Origin of the sequence: Ralstonia sp. RL (assembly GCF_001683835.1) — a bacterium.
Taxonomy (GTDB): Bacteria; Pseudomonadota; Gammaproteobacteria; order Burkholderiales; family Burkholderiaceae; genus Ralstonia; species Ralstonia mannitolilytica.
On record NZ_LWRX01000250.1, the window covers coordinates 187,137 to 202,918 of the forward strand.

Below are 15,782 nucleotides of genomic sequence, written 5' to 3' on the forward strand. Positions count from 1 at the left end.
ACGGCAAGCAAAAGTTGTTTCGAATTATGACTCTGCGCTGTCATCCGGCTGTGCATCGGCGCCCTGCGCGGTCTCGCCGCCGTCAGCGCCGTCGCCGTCTTCGGCATCGGATTCCACCACCCGCTGCAGACCAGACAACTTGTTGCCTTCACCCACCGAGATGAGCGTCACGCCCTGCGTGGCGCGGCCCATTTCGCGGATCTCGTCCACGCGCGTACGGATCAGCACGCCGCCCGTCGTGATCAGCATGATCTCGTCTTCCGGCGCCACCAGCGCAGCGGCAACGACCTTGCCGTTACGCTCGGACGTCTGGATGGCGATCATGCCCTTCGTGCCGCGGCCGTGGCGGGTGTATTCGGAGATCGGGGTGCGCTTGCCGTAGCCGTTCTCGGTGGCTGTCAGCACGCTACCCGCGCGAGCCTGGGCACCGTCGCCTTCGGTCTCGGCCGGGGCGACCAGCATGGCGATCACCTGCTGGCCCTCTTCCAGGTTCATCCCGCGCACGCCGCGCGCCTGGCGGCCCATCGGTCGCACGTCGTTCTCGTCAAAACGCACCGCCTTGCCGGCGTCCGAGAACAGCATCACATCGTGCTTGCCGTCGGTGATATCCGCACCGATCAGGAAGTCGCCCTCGTCCAGGTCCACCGCGATGATCCCCGCCTTGCGCGGATTCGAGAACTCGGTGAGCGCCGTCTTCTTGACCGTGCCCTTGGACGTCGCCATGAAGACGAAATGCTGTTCGTCAAACTGCTTGACCGGCAGGATCACGTTGATCTTTTCGCCGGGCGAGAGCGGGAACATGTTGACGATCGGACGGCCGCGCGAGTTGCGACTGCCCTGCGGCACTTCCCACACCTTCAGCCAGTACAGGCGGCCGCGGTTCGAGAAGCACAAGATGTAGTCGTGGGTGTTGGCAACGAAGAGGGTGTCGATCCAGTCATCTTCCTTCGTTGCGGCGGCCTGCTTGCCGCGCCCGCCACGCTTCTGCGCCCTGTATTCGGAGATCGGCTGGCTCTTCATATAGCCGCTGTGGGACAGCGTCACCACGAGATCCTGCGGCGTAATGAGGTCTTCGGTGTCCAACTCGGTCGCATTGTGCTCAATCTGCGAGCGGCGCTCGTCGCCGAATTCAGCGCGGATCGCAGTGAGTTCGTCGGCGATGATGGCCGTAATGCGCTCTGGCCGCGACAGAATGTCGAGCAGGTCAGCGATCTGCGCCATCACTTCGCGGTATTCCTGGACGATCTTGTCCTGTTCGAGGCCTGTGAGGCGCTGCAGCCGCATCTGCAGGATTTCCTGCGCCTGGGTGTCAGACAGCTTGTAGAGGCCGTCGCCCTGCATGCCGAACGCCGGCAGCAAACCTTCCGGGCGATACGCGGCGCGCCCGCCTGCGGTTTCACTCTCCGCACGCGAGAGCATGTCGCGCACGAGACCGGAATCCCAGCTGCGGCTCATCAACTCGGCCTTGGCCACGGGCGGCGTGGGCGCCGCCTTGATGATCGCGATGAACTCGTCGATGTTGGCGAGCGCAACGGCCAGGCCTTCGAGGATGTGGCCACGCTCGCGCGCCTTGCGCAGGTCGAAGACCGTCCGACGCGTCACCACTTCGCGCCGGTGCAGCAGGAAGCACTCCAGCATCTGGCGCAGGTTCAGCAGGCGAGGCTGGCCATCCACCAGCGCCACCATGTTCATGCCGAACGTGTCCTGCAGCTGCGTATTCTTATAGAGGTTGTTGAGCACAACCTCGGGCACCTCGCCGCGCTTCAGTTCGATCACGACCCGCATGCCGGACTTGTCCGATTCGTCGCGGATGTCGGAGATGCCCTCGATGCGCTTTTCCGTCACCAGTTCGGCAATGCGTTCGAGCAGCGTGCGCTTGTTAACTTGATACGGCAGTTCGTCGACGATGATCGCCTGGCGCTGGCCGCGGTCGATGTCCTCGAAGTGCGTCTTGGCCCGCATCACCACGCGGCCGCGGCCGGTGCGGTAGCCCTCGCGCACGCCCGAGATGCCGTAGATGATGCCGGCGGTCGGGAAGTCCGGCGCGGGAATCAGCTCGATCAGCTCATCGACCGTGGCTTCCGGATTGCGCAGCAGATGCAGGCATCCGTCGACGACTTCATTGAGGTTGTGGGGCGGAATGTTCGTCGCCATCCCCACGGCAATGCCGGACGAGCCGTTGATCAGCAGATTCGGAATGCGCGCCGGCAGAATGGACGGCTCGGTTTCAGAGCCGTCGTAGTTCGGCTCGAAATTGACGGTTTCCTTGTCGATGTCTGCCAGCAGTTCGTGGGCGATCTTGGACAGGCGGATTTCGGTGTAACGCATCGCCGCGGCGTTGTCGCCATCGACCGAACCGAAGTTGCCCTGACCGTCGACCAGCATGTAGCGCAGCGAGAAGTCCTGCGCCATGCGCACGATAGTGTCGTACACAGCGGTGTCGCCGTGCGGATGATACTTACCGATCACATCGCCGACGATACGCGCGGATTTCTTATAGGGACGGTTCCAGTCGTTGTTGAGCTCGTGCATCGAGTACAACGCACGACGATGCACCGGCTTGAGACCATCCCGAACATCTGGAAGGGCGCGGCCCACGATTACGCTCATCGCGTAAGCGAGGTACGAACTGCGCATTTCTTCTTCGAGCGATACCGGGAGTGTCTCTTTGGCGAATTGATCCATTGGGCGAACGATGGGAGGCCCCGTAGTGATCACTACAAGGCGCTGCGGTTGCGCGAATAACAGAACATTTTACCATGCCGCAAGCCCCCTCCTCCTTGCATCGGCGAGCGACGCATCCTCAACCCCGGGCACGTTCCCTGCGAGGGTGGGCAAAACCGGCGATCCAGTCCCCATAAGGGTTTGCGAGCTGTTTTTTGCCTTGTTGCGTACACACCACAAGGCCATGGCGCCCCGTTCGAATCGCTTATATTTGCTTTTTAGGAGTGCGTGCTTGTGGCACAATCCCCCAGCGAAGAGGCAGACATTGTTCGAAGTGGAGCCTTCACCACACCGAGAATGTTATACTCCGAAGAATGTATGACTTGTTTTCGTCCCATCTGCTCGCAGTCTTCTGCGGTGATCTCATCCTGAGAGGAGAAATATGAAAAAATTTGCCAAGCTCGCGTTCGCTGCAGCTGCGGTAGCCATGGCTGCGTCCGCCTACGCTCAGTCGGTGCCCTACGAAAAGAAGGCCGTCAACGACAACTGGGGTAACGGCACGAGCGAGTGGGTCTGGAAGAACGGCACGAACGAACTGTGCTGGCGCAATGGCTTCTGGACGCCGGCAACCGCCAACGCACAGTGCGACGGCGCTCTGGCTCCTGCTGCTGCTCCGGCTGCCGCTCCGGCCGCTCCGGCTGCCCCGGTGGTGTCGAGCGAGAAGGTCACGTTCGCTGCTGACGCCCTGTTCGACTTCGACAAGGCTGTGCTGAAGCCGGAAGGCAAGGCCAAGCTGGACGACCTGGTCTCGAAGCTGAAGGGCATCAACCTGGAGGTCGTGATCGCTGTTGGCCACACCGACTCGTTCGGTTCGGACAAGTACAACGATCGCCTGTCGGTCCGTCGTGCTGAAGCCGTGAAGGGCTACCTGGTCAGCAAGGGCATCGAAGCCAACCGCGTTTACACGGAAGGCAAGGGCAAGCGCCAGTTGAAGGTTGATCCGAAGTCGTGCAAGGGTTCGCGCAAGGCACAAATCGCCTGCCAGCAGCCGAACCGTCGTGTGGAAGTCGAAGTGGTCGGCACCCGCAGCGCACAGTAATTCGGTCAGCACCGGAAAAAAAGCCCAGCTTTCGCTGGGCTTTTTTTTTGCCCTCCATTCCGGAGGATCGCTTCCGCTTATTTCCGAATAAGCGAGGAACAAAAAAGCGATGACGCCAACGCGCCATCGCTTTCTTTTTGGCGTATCGCGGATCTTCCGACCGGCCCTCGTATTAATTAGTACGCAGGGGTAGCCTGATCGTTGGCGACCATTGCGCGATCGCCAACACGCAGGTTGTTCGGGTTACGCTGTGTGACGGTCGCAACACGTCCGTCGTCCAGGCGTACCGTCACGCGATAAACGGTCTGGCCGCCCGCGCCGGCGCGTTGCTCCACCTGATTACCCGCGTACGCACCGAGCGCGGCGCCCCCGATCGTTGCCACCGTATTGCCCGTGCCGCCGCCCACCTGGTGGCCGAGGATCCCGCCGGCCACACCGCCGATGATCGTGCCCAGGATGCCCGGGCTATTGGCCGGCGCCTGCATTGGCTGGATCGACTCGACCCGGCCATACAGCGCGCCCGTTTGCTGCGGCTGGCCGCCGTACGCGGGGGGCGGGGCATATCCGCCGTTGTAGCCACCGCCATAACCGGGGGCGGCGCAACCGGCCAAGATCATCATGCCCGCAATACCGAGCCCTACAACAATGCGTTCGGTTTTCATTGGTCTCTCCTTGAGCGTTGGTGACAGTTGGAGAAAGCGCATGCGCATTTGTTTACCTCTGTTTCAAAGTGAAACTTTTCCGCCTTCAACGTCATTGGTCGGGGCCGTGCTTTTTGGTACATTTCTTCACCTAGCCGTTATGCCTTGGCGCAGCGCAACATGACAACCACTCACGCGAACGCCGACCCCGGCGAGCTCGACAAATTCAGTGAACTCGCCCACCGGTGGTGGGACCCGAATAGCGAATTCAAGCCCCTCCACGAAATCAACCCGCTACGCCTCGACTGGATCCAATCGATCGTTCCACTGGCGGGCAAACGCGTTCTCGATGTCGGGTGCGGCGGGGGCATTCTCTCTGAGAGCATGGCGCGTGCCGGGGCCACCGTCAAAGGCATTGACCTGTCACGCAAAGCATTGCGGGTCGCCGACCTCCATGGCCTTGAAGCCGGTGTGCCCGTGGATTACGAGGAGATCGCAGCAGAAACGCTCGCCGCGCGCGAGCCGGCCAGTTTCGACGTCGTGACTTGCATGGAGATGCTCGAACATGTGCCCGAGCCCGCCTCCGTTGTGCGCGCTTGCGCGACGTTGGTCAAACCCGGAGGCCACGTGTTCTTCTCGACCATCCATCGCAATGCCAAGGCCTATCTGCTCGCGGTGATCGGCGCGGAGTACGTGCTGAACATGCTTCCGCGCGGGACACACGATTACGCGAAGTTCATTCGCCCCTCCGAGCTGGCCGCGTTCGTGCGGTCCGCGGGCCTCCAGGCCGAGGAGATGCGCGGCCTGGAATACAACCCCATCACGGGCCGCTACGCTCTCACCCGCGACACCAGCGTCAACTATCTGATGGCCACGCGCCGTCCGGCCGACGCATGACCGCCAGCCGTTTTCCCCACCCGCTGGGTGCCGTGCTGTTCGACCTTGACGGCACGCTGGCGGACACGGCGCCCGACCTCGCCGCCGCGACCAACAAGGTCCGCACCGACCGCGGCCTGGAACCGCTGGCCTACGAAGCGCTTCGGCCCGTAGCGTCGCATGGCGCGCGCGGGCTGATCGGCGTGGCCTTCGGCGTGGGGCCCGGCGATGCCGAATTCGAATCGCTGCGGCTCGCGTTCCTGGCCAACTACGAAGCGGAAATCTGCGTGCGTACGCGGCTATTCCCAGGCATGGACGACGTCCTCGCCGAGCTCGGCCGGGCAGGAATCCCATGGGGAATCGTCACCAACAAGTCGGGACGGCTGACGGTGCCGCTGGTGGCGCAGCTGCCGTTTCCCGTCGCACCAGCCTGCGTGGTCGCGGGCGATACGACGCCATACGCCAAGCCGCACCCTGCGCCACTGCTGCACGCGGCGGAGTCGATCACTGTTGAGCCGAAGCACATCGTGTACGTGGGCGACGACCTGCGCGACATCGAAGCCGGCCGCGCTGCTGGCATGACTACCATTGCCGCCAGTTACGGCTATTGTGGTAACGGGCCCTCGCCCGACGAATGGCGCGCCGACGCCTTGATCGCCAGCGCTGGCGAGCTCATTCCGCTGCTGCTCGAATCGCAACGCGCCTGAGCGCGAGGCCGGGGCCAGCGCCCCGGGCATCTTTTTGAGGACCGCCGCCTCTGGATTGGACGCGGCGGTCGATCCACTGACCACGTACGTCCACCGCCCCGGCCGGACCGATACCAGCATGAGCACTTCCCCCGACTCGCGTCCTGATCTGCAACTGAACTCCAGCGGCTGGCGCGCCCGGCTCGATCGCGTGCGGACTTCGGCGGGCTGGCAGCGTGCCGTGCGGGCGGGGCAGTCGCAGCGCACCCGGCGGATCGGGCTGGGCGTGCTGATCTTCCTCGTGGTGTTTGGGCTGGTCGGCGCCTTCGGCGGCCCCCCGCTGCTGCGCCACCTGGCACAGACGCAGTTGAGCAAGGTGCTGGACCGGCCCGTGACCGTCGGCAAGATCGGCATCAACCCGTACACGCTGCGGCTTGACGTCGACCAACTCCACGTTGCCGAGCGCGACGGCAAGACGCCATTCGTCGACATTGGCCATCTGCACGTGAATGCGGCGTGGAGCTCCCTCTTCCACCGCGCCCCCGTGATTGAAGCGCTGAGCATCGATGCGCCGCGCGTTCGCATCGTGCGTACTGCTGATCAGCGCTTCAATTTCTCCGACATCATTGACAGGCTCAATCAGCCCGAGAACCCGCCCAAGCCGAAATCCGAAGAGCCGGCGCGCTTCGTCTTCGCCAACCTGCAGATCAGCAATGGCGCAATCGACTTCGTGGATCAGCCGCTTGGGACACAGCACAAGGTAGACGCGCTGCAGATCGGCGTGCCCTTCCTGGCGAGCTTGCCGGCCGACGTGGACATCTTCGTGCAACCGCTGCTGGCGGCGCGCATCGACGGCGCACCCCTGCACTTCGCCGGCAAGACGAAGCCGTTTGCCGAATCGCTGGAATCCAACCTCAACATCAAGATCGACGGGCTCGATCTGCCGCGCTATCTCGGCTACGTGCCAGGCCCGCTGCCCGTGGCCGTGCCGCAAGGCAAGCTGACGACCGACCTGACGATCGATTTCCAGAAGCCCAAGAGCGGCGCGCCGGTACTGCGCCTGCACGGCACGGCGGGCGTCGACCACCTGGAGGTGACCGACGCGAAGAAGGCTCCACTGCTCGCCGCTAGACAAGTGCGCGCCACGCTGACCGATGTGCGCCCGCTGGACAACGTTTTCCATCTCGATGCGCTGTCGCTCGATGGTGTGCGCGTCGATGCCGTGCGCGGCACCGATGGCGCGGTCAATTTTGCGCAGCTTGGCGGCAAGTCGGCGCCCGCCGAGGTCAAGCAGGCGCAACCCGCTCCGGCCCCGGTCGCCAAGCCCAAGCCTTTGGACGTGGCGGTCAACAAGCTGGAACTGGCGAACAGCATCGTCCACTGGCGCGACGCCACCACACAACCGGCTGCAGAGCTGACGCTGAAGGACCTCCACGGGCAAGCCGCCGTGCGCACGCTCGGCGGTCCCACCACGCTCGACGTAGGCGCCAAGCTTGCACAAGGCGGCGCGCTCAGCATCAAAGGCAACACCTCGCTCGAGAAGAACACCGGCGAACTGGAGCTGCACCTTGATGCCGTCAAGCTGGCAGGTGTCGGCCCGTATCTGCGCCAAGGGGGAGCGCCCCAATTGCAGGACGGCGCGCTGTCTGCCGAAGGCAAGATCGCGCTCGACTTCGGGACCGACAAGTTCAACGTGCGCGCAGAACCGTTGAGAGCCACCCTGGCCGATCTTTCCTTGGCACCGTCCACCGGCAAGAACACCGCGCTGCGTGCGAAGCATCTGAGCGCGGATGTGAAGCGCTTCGACTTGGCCGCACGCACGCTTGCGCTGAACGAAGTGCGCGCCGACGGACTGCAGATCGACGTGCTGCGCAAGAAGGACGGCACCACCACGTTGACGTTGCTCGATGGCGCGCAAACCGCCACCAGCAAACCGGCCGCGCCGGCCAAGCTCCAGGCCAAAGCTCCGGCCGAAAAACCCTGGGCCGTGACAGTGCAGGCGCTCAAGCTGGACAACAGCGCCCTCGGCTTCGAAGACCTGTCGAATTTGCGTCCGGTGAAGGTGCGTGTCGAGCCGCTGAACGTGGTCGTGCAGAACGCCTCCACCGACCTCGGCAAGCCCGTCAACGTGCAAATTGGAGCGGGGATGGGCGCCAAGGGCAAGCTCGACGTGCGCGGCGAAGTCGTTCCGCAACCGCTGAAAGCGGACCTGCGCGTGAACTCGCAGAACCTGTCGCTGGCGGGCTTGGATCCGTATCTCGACAAAACCCTGAACGCCGCCATCACAAGCGCGCTGCTGACGATGGACGGCCGCCTCGTGGTCAGCCAGGGCAAGGCGCTGACGGTGAGCTACCAGGGCAATGCGACGCTGGGCAACGTACGGCTGCAAGACCGCGTGAGTTCGGACGACTTCCTGCGCTGGCGTTCGCTTGCGCTCAACCGCATCCAGGCCAATTACGACGGCAACACACCACGCGTGCGTGTGGGCGCGGTGGCGCTGTCGACGTTCTATGCACGGGTCATCATTAACCCGAACGGACGCCTGAACCTGCAGGACATCCGCGTGCAGCCGAGCGAAGACCGCCGATCGCTCACGCAGAGCGAACCTGCCGCGGGCACGGCTGCCACGAGCGCGCCAGTGGCAGCCTCGGCGCCCGCTTCGCCCCCGGCGTCCGCCGTGGTTGCGTCCACCACACCCGCGCCCAAGGCGGGCGGGGCAGACTTGCGCGTCGATGCCATCACGCTGCAAGACGGCAACATCCGCTTTACCGACAACTTCGTCAAACCAAACTACACCGCCAACCTCACGGCCATCGGCGGCTCGATCGGCACGATCAGCACCGCCGCCAACCAGACACCTGCCGACGTGACGTTGCGCGGCAGTGTCGATGGCACAGCACCGGTGGACATCCACGGCAAGGTCAACCCGCTCGCGCCGACGGCCTTCGTTGACCTTACCGCCAAGGCCAACGGCGTGGAGCTGACCAACCTCACGCCCTATTCCGCCAAATATGCCGGCTACCCGATCACCAAGGGCAAGCTGACGATGGACCTCCACTACCTGCTAGACCAGGGCAAGCTGACGGCGGACAACCACATCTTCATCGACCAGCTCACCTTCGGCGACCGTGTGGAGAGCAAGGACGCCACCAACCTGCCGGTGCGCCTGGCCGTGGCGCTGCTCAAGAACTCGCGCGGAGAAATCGACGTGCGCGTGCCGGTGTCGGGCTCGCTCGATGATCCGCAATTCAGCCTCGGCGGCGTCATCCTGCGCGCGTTCGTCAACCTGATCGTACGGGCTGTGACCGCGCCGTTCTCGCTGCTCGCCAGCGCATTTGGCGGCAGTGGCGGCGAAGAGCTCGGCTACATCGAGTTCGACCCCGGCACCGCCGTCATCACGCAGGCGTCGCTTGTCAAGCTAGACAAGCTCGCCACGGCGCTGAAGGACCGCCCGGCGCTCAAGGTCGACATCGTCGGCCGCGTCGACCCCGAGCTCGACCGCGACGGACTGCGCCGCGAAGCCGTGAACCGGCAGATCCGCGAACAGAAGCTCAAGGACGCGGGCGATGCCGCCGAAGCCGACGCCACCGTCTCCCCCGAAGAGCAGAACAAGTATCTAGAACGCGCGTACAAAGCCGCCAAATTCCCCAAGCCGCGCAACATGATCGGCCTGGCGAAATCCTTACCGCCCGAAGAAATGCGCAAGCTGATGGAGACCAATGTGCAGGTGACCGATGCGGACCTGCGCGAATTGGCACAGCGCCGCGCCAACGCCATTCATGTGGCCTTGGCTGAACGTGTGGATCCGGGACGTCTCTTCGTAGTAGCCCCGAAGCTCAACGCGGATGGCATCAAGGACAAAGGCAAGACGACCCGGGTTGATTTCGCACTGAAGTAGCCCATCTATGGGATAATCGATCTTCTTCTCTGGGGCCGACCTGGTTTCGACGTGGGTTGCAAAGCAGTGGAGGGCATACCGAGGACCCGTCACCTCGTTAATCAATGGGAATGCAATAACTGCTAACGACGAACGTTACGCACTGGCAGCCTAAGGGCCGCCGTCCTCGCACTGGCTCGCTGACGGGCTAGGGTCGCAAGACCAGCGAGGTCATCTACGTCAGATAAGCCTCGGGAGTGTCACGGGCCCGAGGACGAAAACCTAGTGACTCGCCGTCGTAGAGCGTGTTCGTCCGCGATGCGGCGGTTAAATCAAATGACAGAACTAAGTATGTAGAACTCTCTGTGGAGGGCTTGCGGACGCGGGTTCGATTCCCGCCGGCTCCACCAGCTTTTCAAAGCAAAAACCCGCGACAGCACAAGCTGTCGCGGGTTTTTTCTTGGTGTGGCAAGAGGTACGCACTGCCTTCACCCCAACGCCACACCGATCGCGTTCACCGGGTCGGCAGCAACCGGACAACCGAACCGGCATCGCCGGCAAGCCGCTCTCGCCACCGGACTAGTTGTAGTTCATGACCAATGTCACCGCGGTATTCGCCGTGCCGGCCTCAACCACGGACGAGGTCTGGTAGTAGGCCACTTTGAACGGAATATTGAAATCGCCGCCTGCCCCGTCGTAGCCGCTGAAGGCGATCATCGTGTTGAGCGGCACTGGATCGCCCCCCTCATTGAGAATCTGCAGGCCGATGCCCCTTGCGGTCGATGCTGTATTGAGTGCGACAACCGAGCGCGAACTGTCAATGATGTTGGTATTGGGCTTCAGCAGATACGATACCTTGCTGATGCCCCCGGGACACTGTTTCAGGCCAATCGAGAAGTTGACTGGTGCCAATGAAGTACCAGGCCCTTTGAATTGCGTGGCTCGATTCTGGTCGCCCATCTTCACGGTCACATCCGCCGTCTTGCAACTGAAGGAGCCAACGCCAGCCTTGTTGCCCACTTGGAACGCGATGGCATCGCGCTCTTTATGGTCCCATTGTCGTTCTGCAAAGTCATATTCCACGCGAGGCCGGTGTTCCCGATAGGGAAATCAAAAAGAGTCGGGCCTGAAGACTACCCGACAATGTTCCGTATTCCTCTGCTATAGGCGAGCTTGCAAAGGCTTCCTGATTCTCACACACCCTATTGCTACCTTCCCAAATGATTGAGCCGACAGGCATATCGCGCGGCACGTTGAGGGTGCGTGGAATCCAGTAATTCGGTGTCGCAGGACCGCCGCCGGCAAATTCGCAATTGGCAGCGTATGCCCCAGTGGAAATCGTGATCATCGACGCCCATGCGAATAACGCGGTTACATGGGTGATCCGCACATATACCGATCTTTACCTGCGCGAGCCGCCGAAGACAGCATTCGCTCTCCTCATCAAACGTGTTCTAACCATCCTGCCTTCCTCCCATTGGTTTGAGCGTTTCAGGTAACCACTTTTCGATGTGTCTTCGGAAACGGCTTGCTTATCGGCAACGCAACGTCTGCCGCTGATAGTTCCGGCCTGCCTCGGCCTTCGGGAGCGCATAAGGCGCTTGGCACTGGCCTTCCTTCCACTTCACCGTCAACGTGCCCGTCTCCTCCTGCAAGAGCACGAAGGCGTTGCCGGCAGGGTCCGCGATGCCAAGGGGCCTGCCCGTTTGGGCGTCTTGCACGCTGGCCCCGAACGGCACCGGCGTGCCGTCGGCCCGTTGAAGCGCGAACTGGGCGCGCTGGCCGCTATGCCCCTTGAACGTGGCCAGCACGATCGCGCCGCGGCGAGGCACGACCTGCTTGACGGTATCTTCCAATTCCACATCCGCGCCCAGGTTGTGGGTCGCCGGGCTGAGGGCGTTCAGGCGATACGGTTGCGCATAGGTGACGACGGCGTAGCCATTGCGGCCGACCGAGGTACCGGCATCGGTCTTGACGTCTACGCCCTTGAGCCCTTCCATCTTCATCAACGCAAAGGTGTCGCCCACCGTACGGCCCAGGTTGACACCACCGCGGTGTACCACCACGGAGCCCGTTGCCCCAACGCTGGCCGATTGATAGTCGCGTGAAGCGTTCAGGTTGGCGTTGAGCTGGCCGACATCGGTATCGCGCGTAATGCTGGCCCCGCCCGATGCGCCGCGCCCCCTCCCGGTGTAGCCGGCCTGCATGGCATAAGACGTGGTCTCGTTCACGAAGCCGCTCAGGCCGCTTTGAACGGTGGTGCCGCCGTTGTTGCTGTTGCTGATGTTGGTATAGGCACGCGCAGACCGGACCTTGCCGCCCAGCGGAATCGACATGGTCAGCATGACCTGCGTGCTGTTGCCGTTTCCGCCGAAGCGCGTGTCCTTCGTCTGGCTCAGGCTCAGGTTGTAGCTCAACTGCTTCCAGTTGTTGCCGTAGCCGACGCTGATGCTGCGGCTCGAACCCGGTCGATTCCAGAAGGTCTGCTGGCTCAGGTTCAGGTAGACGCTGCCGTATCGCCGCTCGATGCCACCCAGATCCTGGCTGGTGGTCAGGTCGATCCGTGATCGGCTGCGCCCGGACTGAAAGCCCGCCGTGCCGGCCACGTCGCCGTTCGGGTCGTTGCCGACGTCGTTGACGTGGTCATTGAAGGTCCGATAGCCCGATGTGGAGTATCGATAGGCAGCCAGCGTGAAGTTAGTATTGGTTCGGGTAAAGGTTTTGGCGTACAACACCCGCACACTCTGGCCAGTCTCCCGCTTGCCGTGCGCGCGACTGCTCGATTGGGTCACGTCAACAGACAGCGCGCCAATGGGCGTGTTCGTACCGACACCAACGTTCACGGCCTGGAAGTCTTTCGAGAACTGGACGCCGCCGGCGACCGTGCTGTTGTCGGTCAGGCCGTACACCAGCGAAGCACTGACGAGATTCGGTGACGGCCCCCGCTCGCCGTCGTACTTGCCCGCCGCGAAGTTGTACTTCAGACGGCTCTTACGCAGCATCAATGGAAGACTCGAGAACGCCTGGTGCGTGACGCGCTTGCTGCCGTCCGCTTCAATGACGGTGATTTCCAGGTCGCCGTTGGAGCCGGACGGAAAAATGTCGGTCAGCTGGAAAGGCCCGGGCGGTACGTTGGCGCGATACAGCACGTAGCCACTCTGGCGCACTTCGACAACCGCGTTGGTGGCCGCCTGCCCGCGCACGACCGGTGCATAGCCGCGCTCGCTGTCAGGGAGCATGGCGTCGTCGGAGCCGACCTGCACGCCGCGAAAGCGTACGCTGTCAAACAACGTTGCATCGGAGTACTGCTCGCCAAGGGTCAGTTGGCCCTTGATTGCGTCGATGTCTCGCTGGACCAGCGTGCGGTTGCTCTTGAAGCGTGTCTGCCCGCTGTTGCTTCCACTTACCGTGGATTCGTTCCGCAGCCGCCAACGGCCAATGTTGACGCCGTTCTGCAGGCCGACGAAATAGCTGCTGCTATCGTTGCCGACACGGCCGTGGCCGTAGTTGCCGCTGAACTGGTAGTTGACGTAGCCGGCGGTGACACCCTCGTCCCACAGCGCAGGGTCGACATAGCCGCGTGCCGCGCGGGAAAGAAACGCCTGTGGGATGCTGAGATTGAGTTGCAGACGGCCAGCGTCGAAGTCCACCGCAGCCTGGTCCAGCAGGTGAGGTAGATCGAGGCAAGCCTCGCTGTTGACGTCCAGCGGCGGCGTGATGGCACTGAGGTTGACGCCGAAATCCTGCAGCATCTTGGCCGTCAGGCACGGCCGCAGCTTGGCGTTGTCGCCATCCTGGTAGAAATCGATGTCTCGACGGCCGACCAGATTGCCGTTGACCTCCACCTCCACACGATAGGTGCCTGGTGGCACGCTGCTGCCCGAGCTCAGCACGGCGCTCAGGTCGGCCGGGCGCCCTTGGCCGTGCAGGAAGCTCGTGTTGTAGGCCAGCAGCGTAGGATCGATCTGCGCAACCAGCGTCTCGCCCTCGGCGGCGCGCGCGCTGTTCATCATCGCCAGACACACAGCCAGATACAGCGGCGTCGCGCTCGGGCGTGCAGCAATTGCTTTTCCGTGGGTCTTTCTGGAGAACGCTTTGGGAGTCCGGCATCTAGACATCGCAATGCTCGCTTCTGGCTTGGTGAATCGGCGGGTGTCACATACGCAAGCTCCGCTACGGTGGGTGCGGGCTAAGCTAGCCCACGCGGGCTGGCACATCGGGTCAGTGGTCGTCGGCCCGATCAGTTACCGGTAGAGACCGGCGTGCTGGGCTGACTGCCGCGCAAGGTGACGCGGTAGCTTTGGCGGCCGCCGTAGTCATTGATGACGTCGTAGCGAAGCTCGGGCTGGGCGGCGCCGTTGCCCGGCAACTGCACCGGCAGCGCTACCGTGGAATGCGGCGCCACCATCTTTGCCTCGATGAGCGGCGCTTCTGCATTGCCCGCGTGCACCTTTGCATCGACCACGGTGACGTGGAACAGACTCGGGTTGCTCAGCCTCAGCATCGCCTTGCCGCCATCCTGGTTGAGTTGCCACTGCAGGCTTGAAGGAGCCTTCTGCGGGTCTGCGGTCAGACCGGCCGGCCGGTAGAACACCTTGATGCGCTGGCGGACAGCCAGTTGCAATACGTTCTCGTTTGGAGCCGCCTGCGGAACCTCCTGCACGTTCAGCCAGAAGGCCGACTCGCGGTCTGTCGGCATACCCACACCTTCGTACAGCACGCGCAAAAGCTGCTGCTGCTTCGCTGCCAGCTTCGCCAGGGGCGGCGTAATGGCAAACGGCAGGTGACCATTCGCGTTGTCCTCAAGCGGATCCAGCCAGGCCTGGATCAAGGCATCGGCACCATCGTTCGTGACGACGACGGACGTTTCCTTGTTGTTGCCGTCAAAGATCAGGCGCGTGGTGCTGAGGGAAATACTGGCGTGACTCGCGGACGCAGCCAACGCGCACGCCAACGCCGCGCCAGCGGCGCATCGTTTTGCTTTCATATCCGGGATGGCCTTTGAACAGATGGGCGGCAGCGGCGGGGGAATAACCGCTGACCGCCGCCGATTGAAGCCAGCCGTGAAGGCTGGCACCAGGCTTACTCGTAGGTGAGCGTGAACGGCAGGCTGGCGTTGGCGATACCCGGCTTGATCTTGGTCGGGTCTGCGGCCACATACGCTGCAGCGAAACGCACGTTGACTGCGCCACCGGTCGACGGCACCGTCGTCTGTGCCAGCAGGTTGCCGCTGCTCAGGTCGTACGCGTTTGCGCCCGCGCCGGTACCTTCGTACACGGCAATGCCCACGCCCTGGGCGAAACCTGCGGCAGTGTTGCCGTTGTTCACGCGCAGCGTCTTCTTGTCTGCGCTCAGGTCGGCCGCCTTGCCTGCGAACTTCATGCTGACCTTGGCGCCGGTCTTGCAGACCACGTCAAAGTTGGCGGAGCCGGCACCACTCGTCAGACGCTTCGGTGCTGCAACCGTGCCGATGTCGTCGGCGGCGACCTTGCCCATGTCGACGTTGATGGTGCCCGCATCGCCGGTCACCGAAGACACCTTACAGGTGTCGCTCAGAATCGCGCCTTGGAAGTTGATAACGCCATCCACCGATGTGGGCGTCGTTTGCGCCATTGCAGCGGAGGACAGAGCAGACATGGCGACGCCAGCCAGGAACAGTTTTGCTTTCATTGACTTACCCTTAGATTGAATCCGCGGCACGAACGTGCGGGATTTGGTCGAGAACAAATGCCTATCGAAGAAGGCAGGCGCAAGTATTTCAAGCGAGGCGTGCGCGCCATATCGGACTGCTCCGAAAAGCAGGCGAGCCTTATCGATTGCGCGTCTTGCGCCCGGCCATGCGCAGGCTCTCTCGGGAGGAAACGAGCGGTAGATCGACCGGCCCATCGGGAGGTCGCCACCGGAAGAGTACGAGGCTCCACGCGGGCGCAGGCACGCTG

10 protein-coding genes and 1 other RNA gene are annotated in these 15,782 nt (G+C 63.0%); 5 read left to right on the plus strand and 6 right to left on the minus strand.

The window, feature by feature from the left end; translation table 11 throughout:
- Window positions 1–24 precede the first annotated feature (24 nt).
- Complete coding sequence (gene gyrA, locus A6M56_RS23750; RefSeq protein ID WP_045786330.1) at window positions 25–2,685, minus strand: DNA gyrase subunit A; 2,661 nt, start codon at window positions 2,683–2,685, stop codon at window positions 25–27.
- 421 nt (window positions 2,686–3,106) lie between these two features.
- Between gyrA and ompA the strand changes: the two genes are divergently transcribed.
- Window positions 3,107–3,763: an outer membrane protein OmpA gene (gene ompA / locus A6M56_RS23755; RefSeq protein WP_045786329.1), complete on the plus strand. Its 657-nt coding sequence runs from the start codon at window positions 3,107–3,109 to the stop codon at window positions 3,761–3,763.
- A gap of 176 nt (window positions 3,764–3,939) precedes the next feature.
- Here the strand turns inward: ompA and A6M56_RS23760 are convergent, their stop codons facing one another.
- A complete protein-coding gene (locus tag A6M56_RS23760; protein WP_045786328.1) occupies window positions 3,940–4,425 on the minus strand; it encodes an outer membrane lipoprotein in 486 nt (161 codons plus the stop codon).
- A 159-nt stretch (window positions 4,426–4,584) separates the two neighbouring features.
- On the opposite strand from A6M56_RS23760, the gene ubiG reads away from it, so the two are divergent.
- From ubiG to ssrA, 4 genes are all read left to right on the plus strand, one after another.
- Window positions 4,585–5,301: a bifunctional 2-polyprenyl-6-hydroxyphenol methylase/3-demethylubiquinol 3-O-methyltransferase UbiG gene (ubiG, locus tag A6M56_RS23765; RefSeq protein WP_102080224.1), complete on the plus strand. Its 717-nt coding sequence runs from the start codon at window positions 4,585–4,587 to the stop codon at window positions 5,299–5,301.
- Window positions 5,298–5,987, plus strand: coding sequence for an HAD family hydrolase (locus tag A6M56_RS23770; RefSeq protein ID WP_045786327.1), 690 nt, complete (start codon window positions 5,298–5,300; stop codon window positions 5,985–5,987). The genes ubiG and A6M56_RS23770 overlap by 4 nt, the downstream gene beginning before the upstream one ends.
- Before the next feature lie 118 nt (window positions 5,988–6,105).
- The gene (locus tag A6M56_RS23775) at window positions 6,106–9,864 is read left to right on the plus strand and encodes a DUF748 domain-containing protein (protein WP_102080223.1); all 3,759 of its coding nucleotides are present in this window, start codon (window positions 6,106–6,108) and stop codon (window positions 9,862–9,864) included.
- A 31-nt stretch (window positions 9,865–9,895) separates the two neighbouring features.
- Window positions 9,896–10,253, plus strand: a transfer-messenger RNA (tmRNA) gene (gene ssrA, locus A6M56_RS23780).
- A 169-nt stretch (window positions 10,254–10,422) separates the two neighbouring features.
- Here ssrA and A6M56_RS23785 read toward each other — a convergent pair.
- The 4 genes from A6M56_RS23785 to A6M56_RS23800 all read right to left on the minus strand — a co-directional run bounded on the left by A6M56_RS23785 (window position 10,423) and on the right by A6M56_RS23800 (window position 15,480).
- Window positions 10,423–10,926: a fimbrial protein gene (locus A6M56_RS23785; protein WP_180964212.1), complete on the minus strand. Its 504-nt coding sequence runs from the start codon at window positions 10,924–10,926 to the stop codon at window positions 10,423–10,425.
- Between the two features lie 449 nt (window positions 10,927–11,375).
- Window positions 11,376–14,060, minus strand: a complete 2,685-nt coding sequence (locus tag A6M56_RS23790; protein WP_286758471.1) for a fimbria/pilus outer membrane usher protein — start codon at window positions 14,058–14,060, stop codon at window positions 11,376–11,378.
- Between the two features lie 23 nt (window positions 14,061–14,083).
- Window positions 14,084–14,920, minus strand: coding sequence for a fimbrial biogenesis chaperone (locus A6M56_RS23795; RefSeq protein ID WP_233902534.1), 837 nt, complete (start codon window positions 14,918–14,920; stop codon window positions 14,084–14,086).
- A 5-nt stretch (window positions 14,921–14,925) separates the two neighbouring features.
- Entirely contained in the window at window positions 14,926–15,480 is a 555-nt protein-coding gene (locus tag A6M56_RS23800) for a fimbrial protein (RefSeq protein ID WP_233902533.1), read from the minus strand.
- Window positions 15,481–15,782: the final 302 nt, after the last annotated feature.

Coding starts and splice junctions, on each gene's coding strand:
- gyrA (WP_045786330.1), bottom strand. CDS start 2,685: ATGGATCAATTCGCCAAAGAGACACTCCCGGTATCGCTCGAAGAAGAA.
- ompA (WP_045786329.1), top strand. CDS start 3,107: ATGAAAAAATTTGCCAAGCTCGCGTTCGCTGCAGCTGCGGTAGCCATG.
- A6M56_RS23760 (WP_045786328.1), bottom strand. CDS start 4,425: ATGAAAACCGAACGCATTGTTGTAGGGCTCGGTATTGCGGGCATGATG.
- ubiG (WP_102080224.1), top strand. CDS start 4,585: ATGACAACCACTCACGCGAACGCCGACCCCGGCGAGCTCGACAAATTC.
- A6M56_RS23770 (WP_045786327.1), top strand. CDS start 5,298: ATGACCGCCAGCCGTTTTCCCCACCCGCTGGGTGCCGTGCTGTTCGAC.
- A6M56_RS23775 (WP_102080223.1), top strand. CDS start 6,106: ATGAGCACTTCCCCCGACTCGCGTCCTGATCTGCAACTGAACTCCAGC.
- A6M56_RS23790 (WP_286758471.1), bottom strand. CDS start 14,060: ATGTGCCAGCCCGCGTGGGCTAGCTTAGCCCGCACCCACCGTAGCGGA.
- A6M56_RS23800 (WP_233902533.1), bottom strand. CDS start 15,480: ATGTCTGCTCTGTCCTCCGCTGCAATGGCGCAAACGACGCCCACATCG.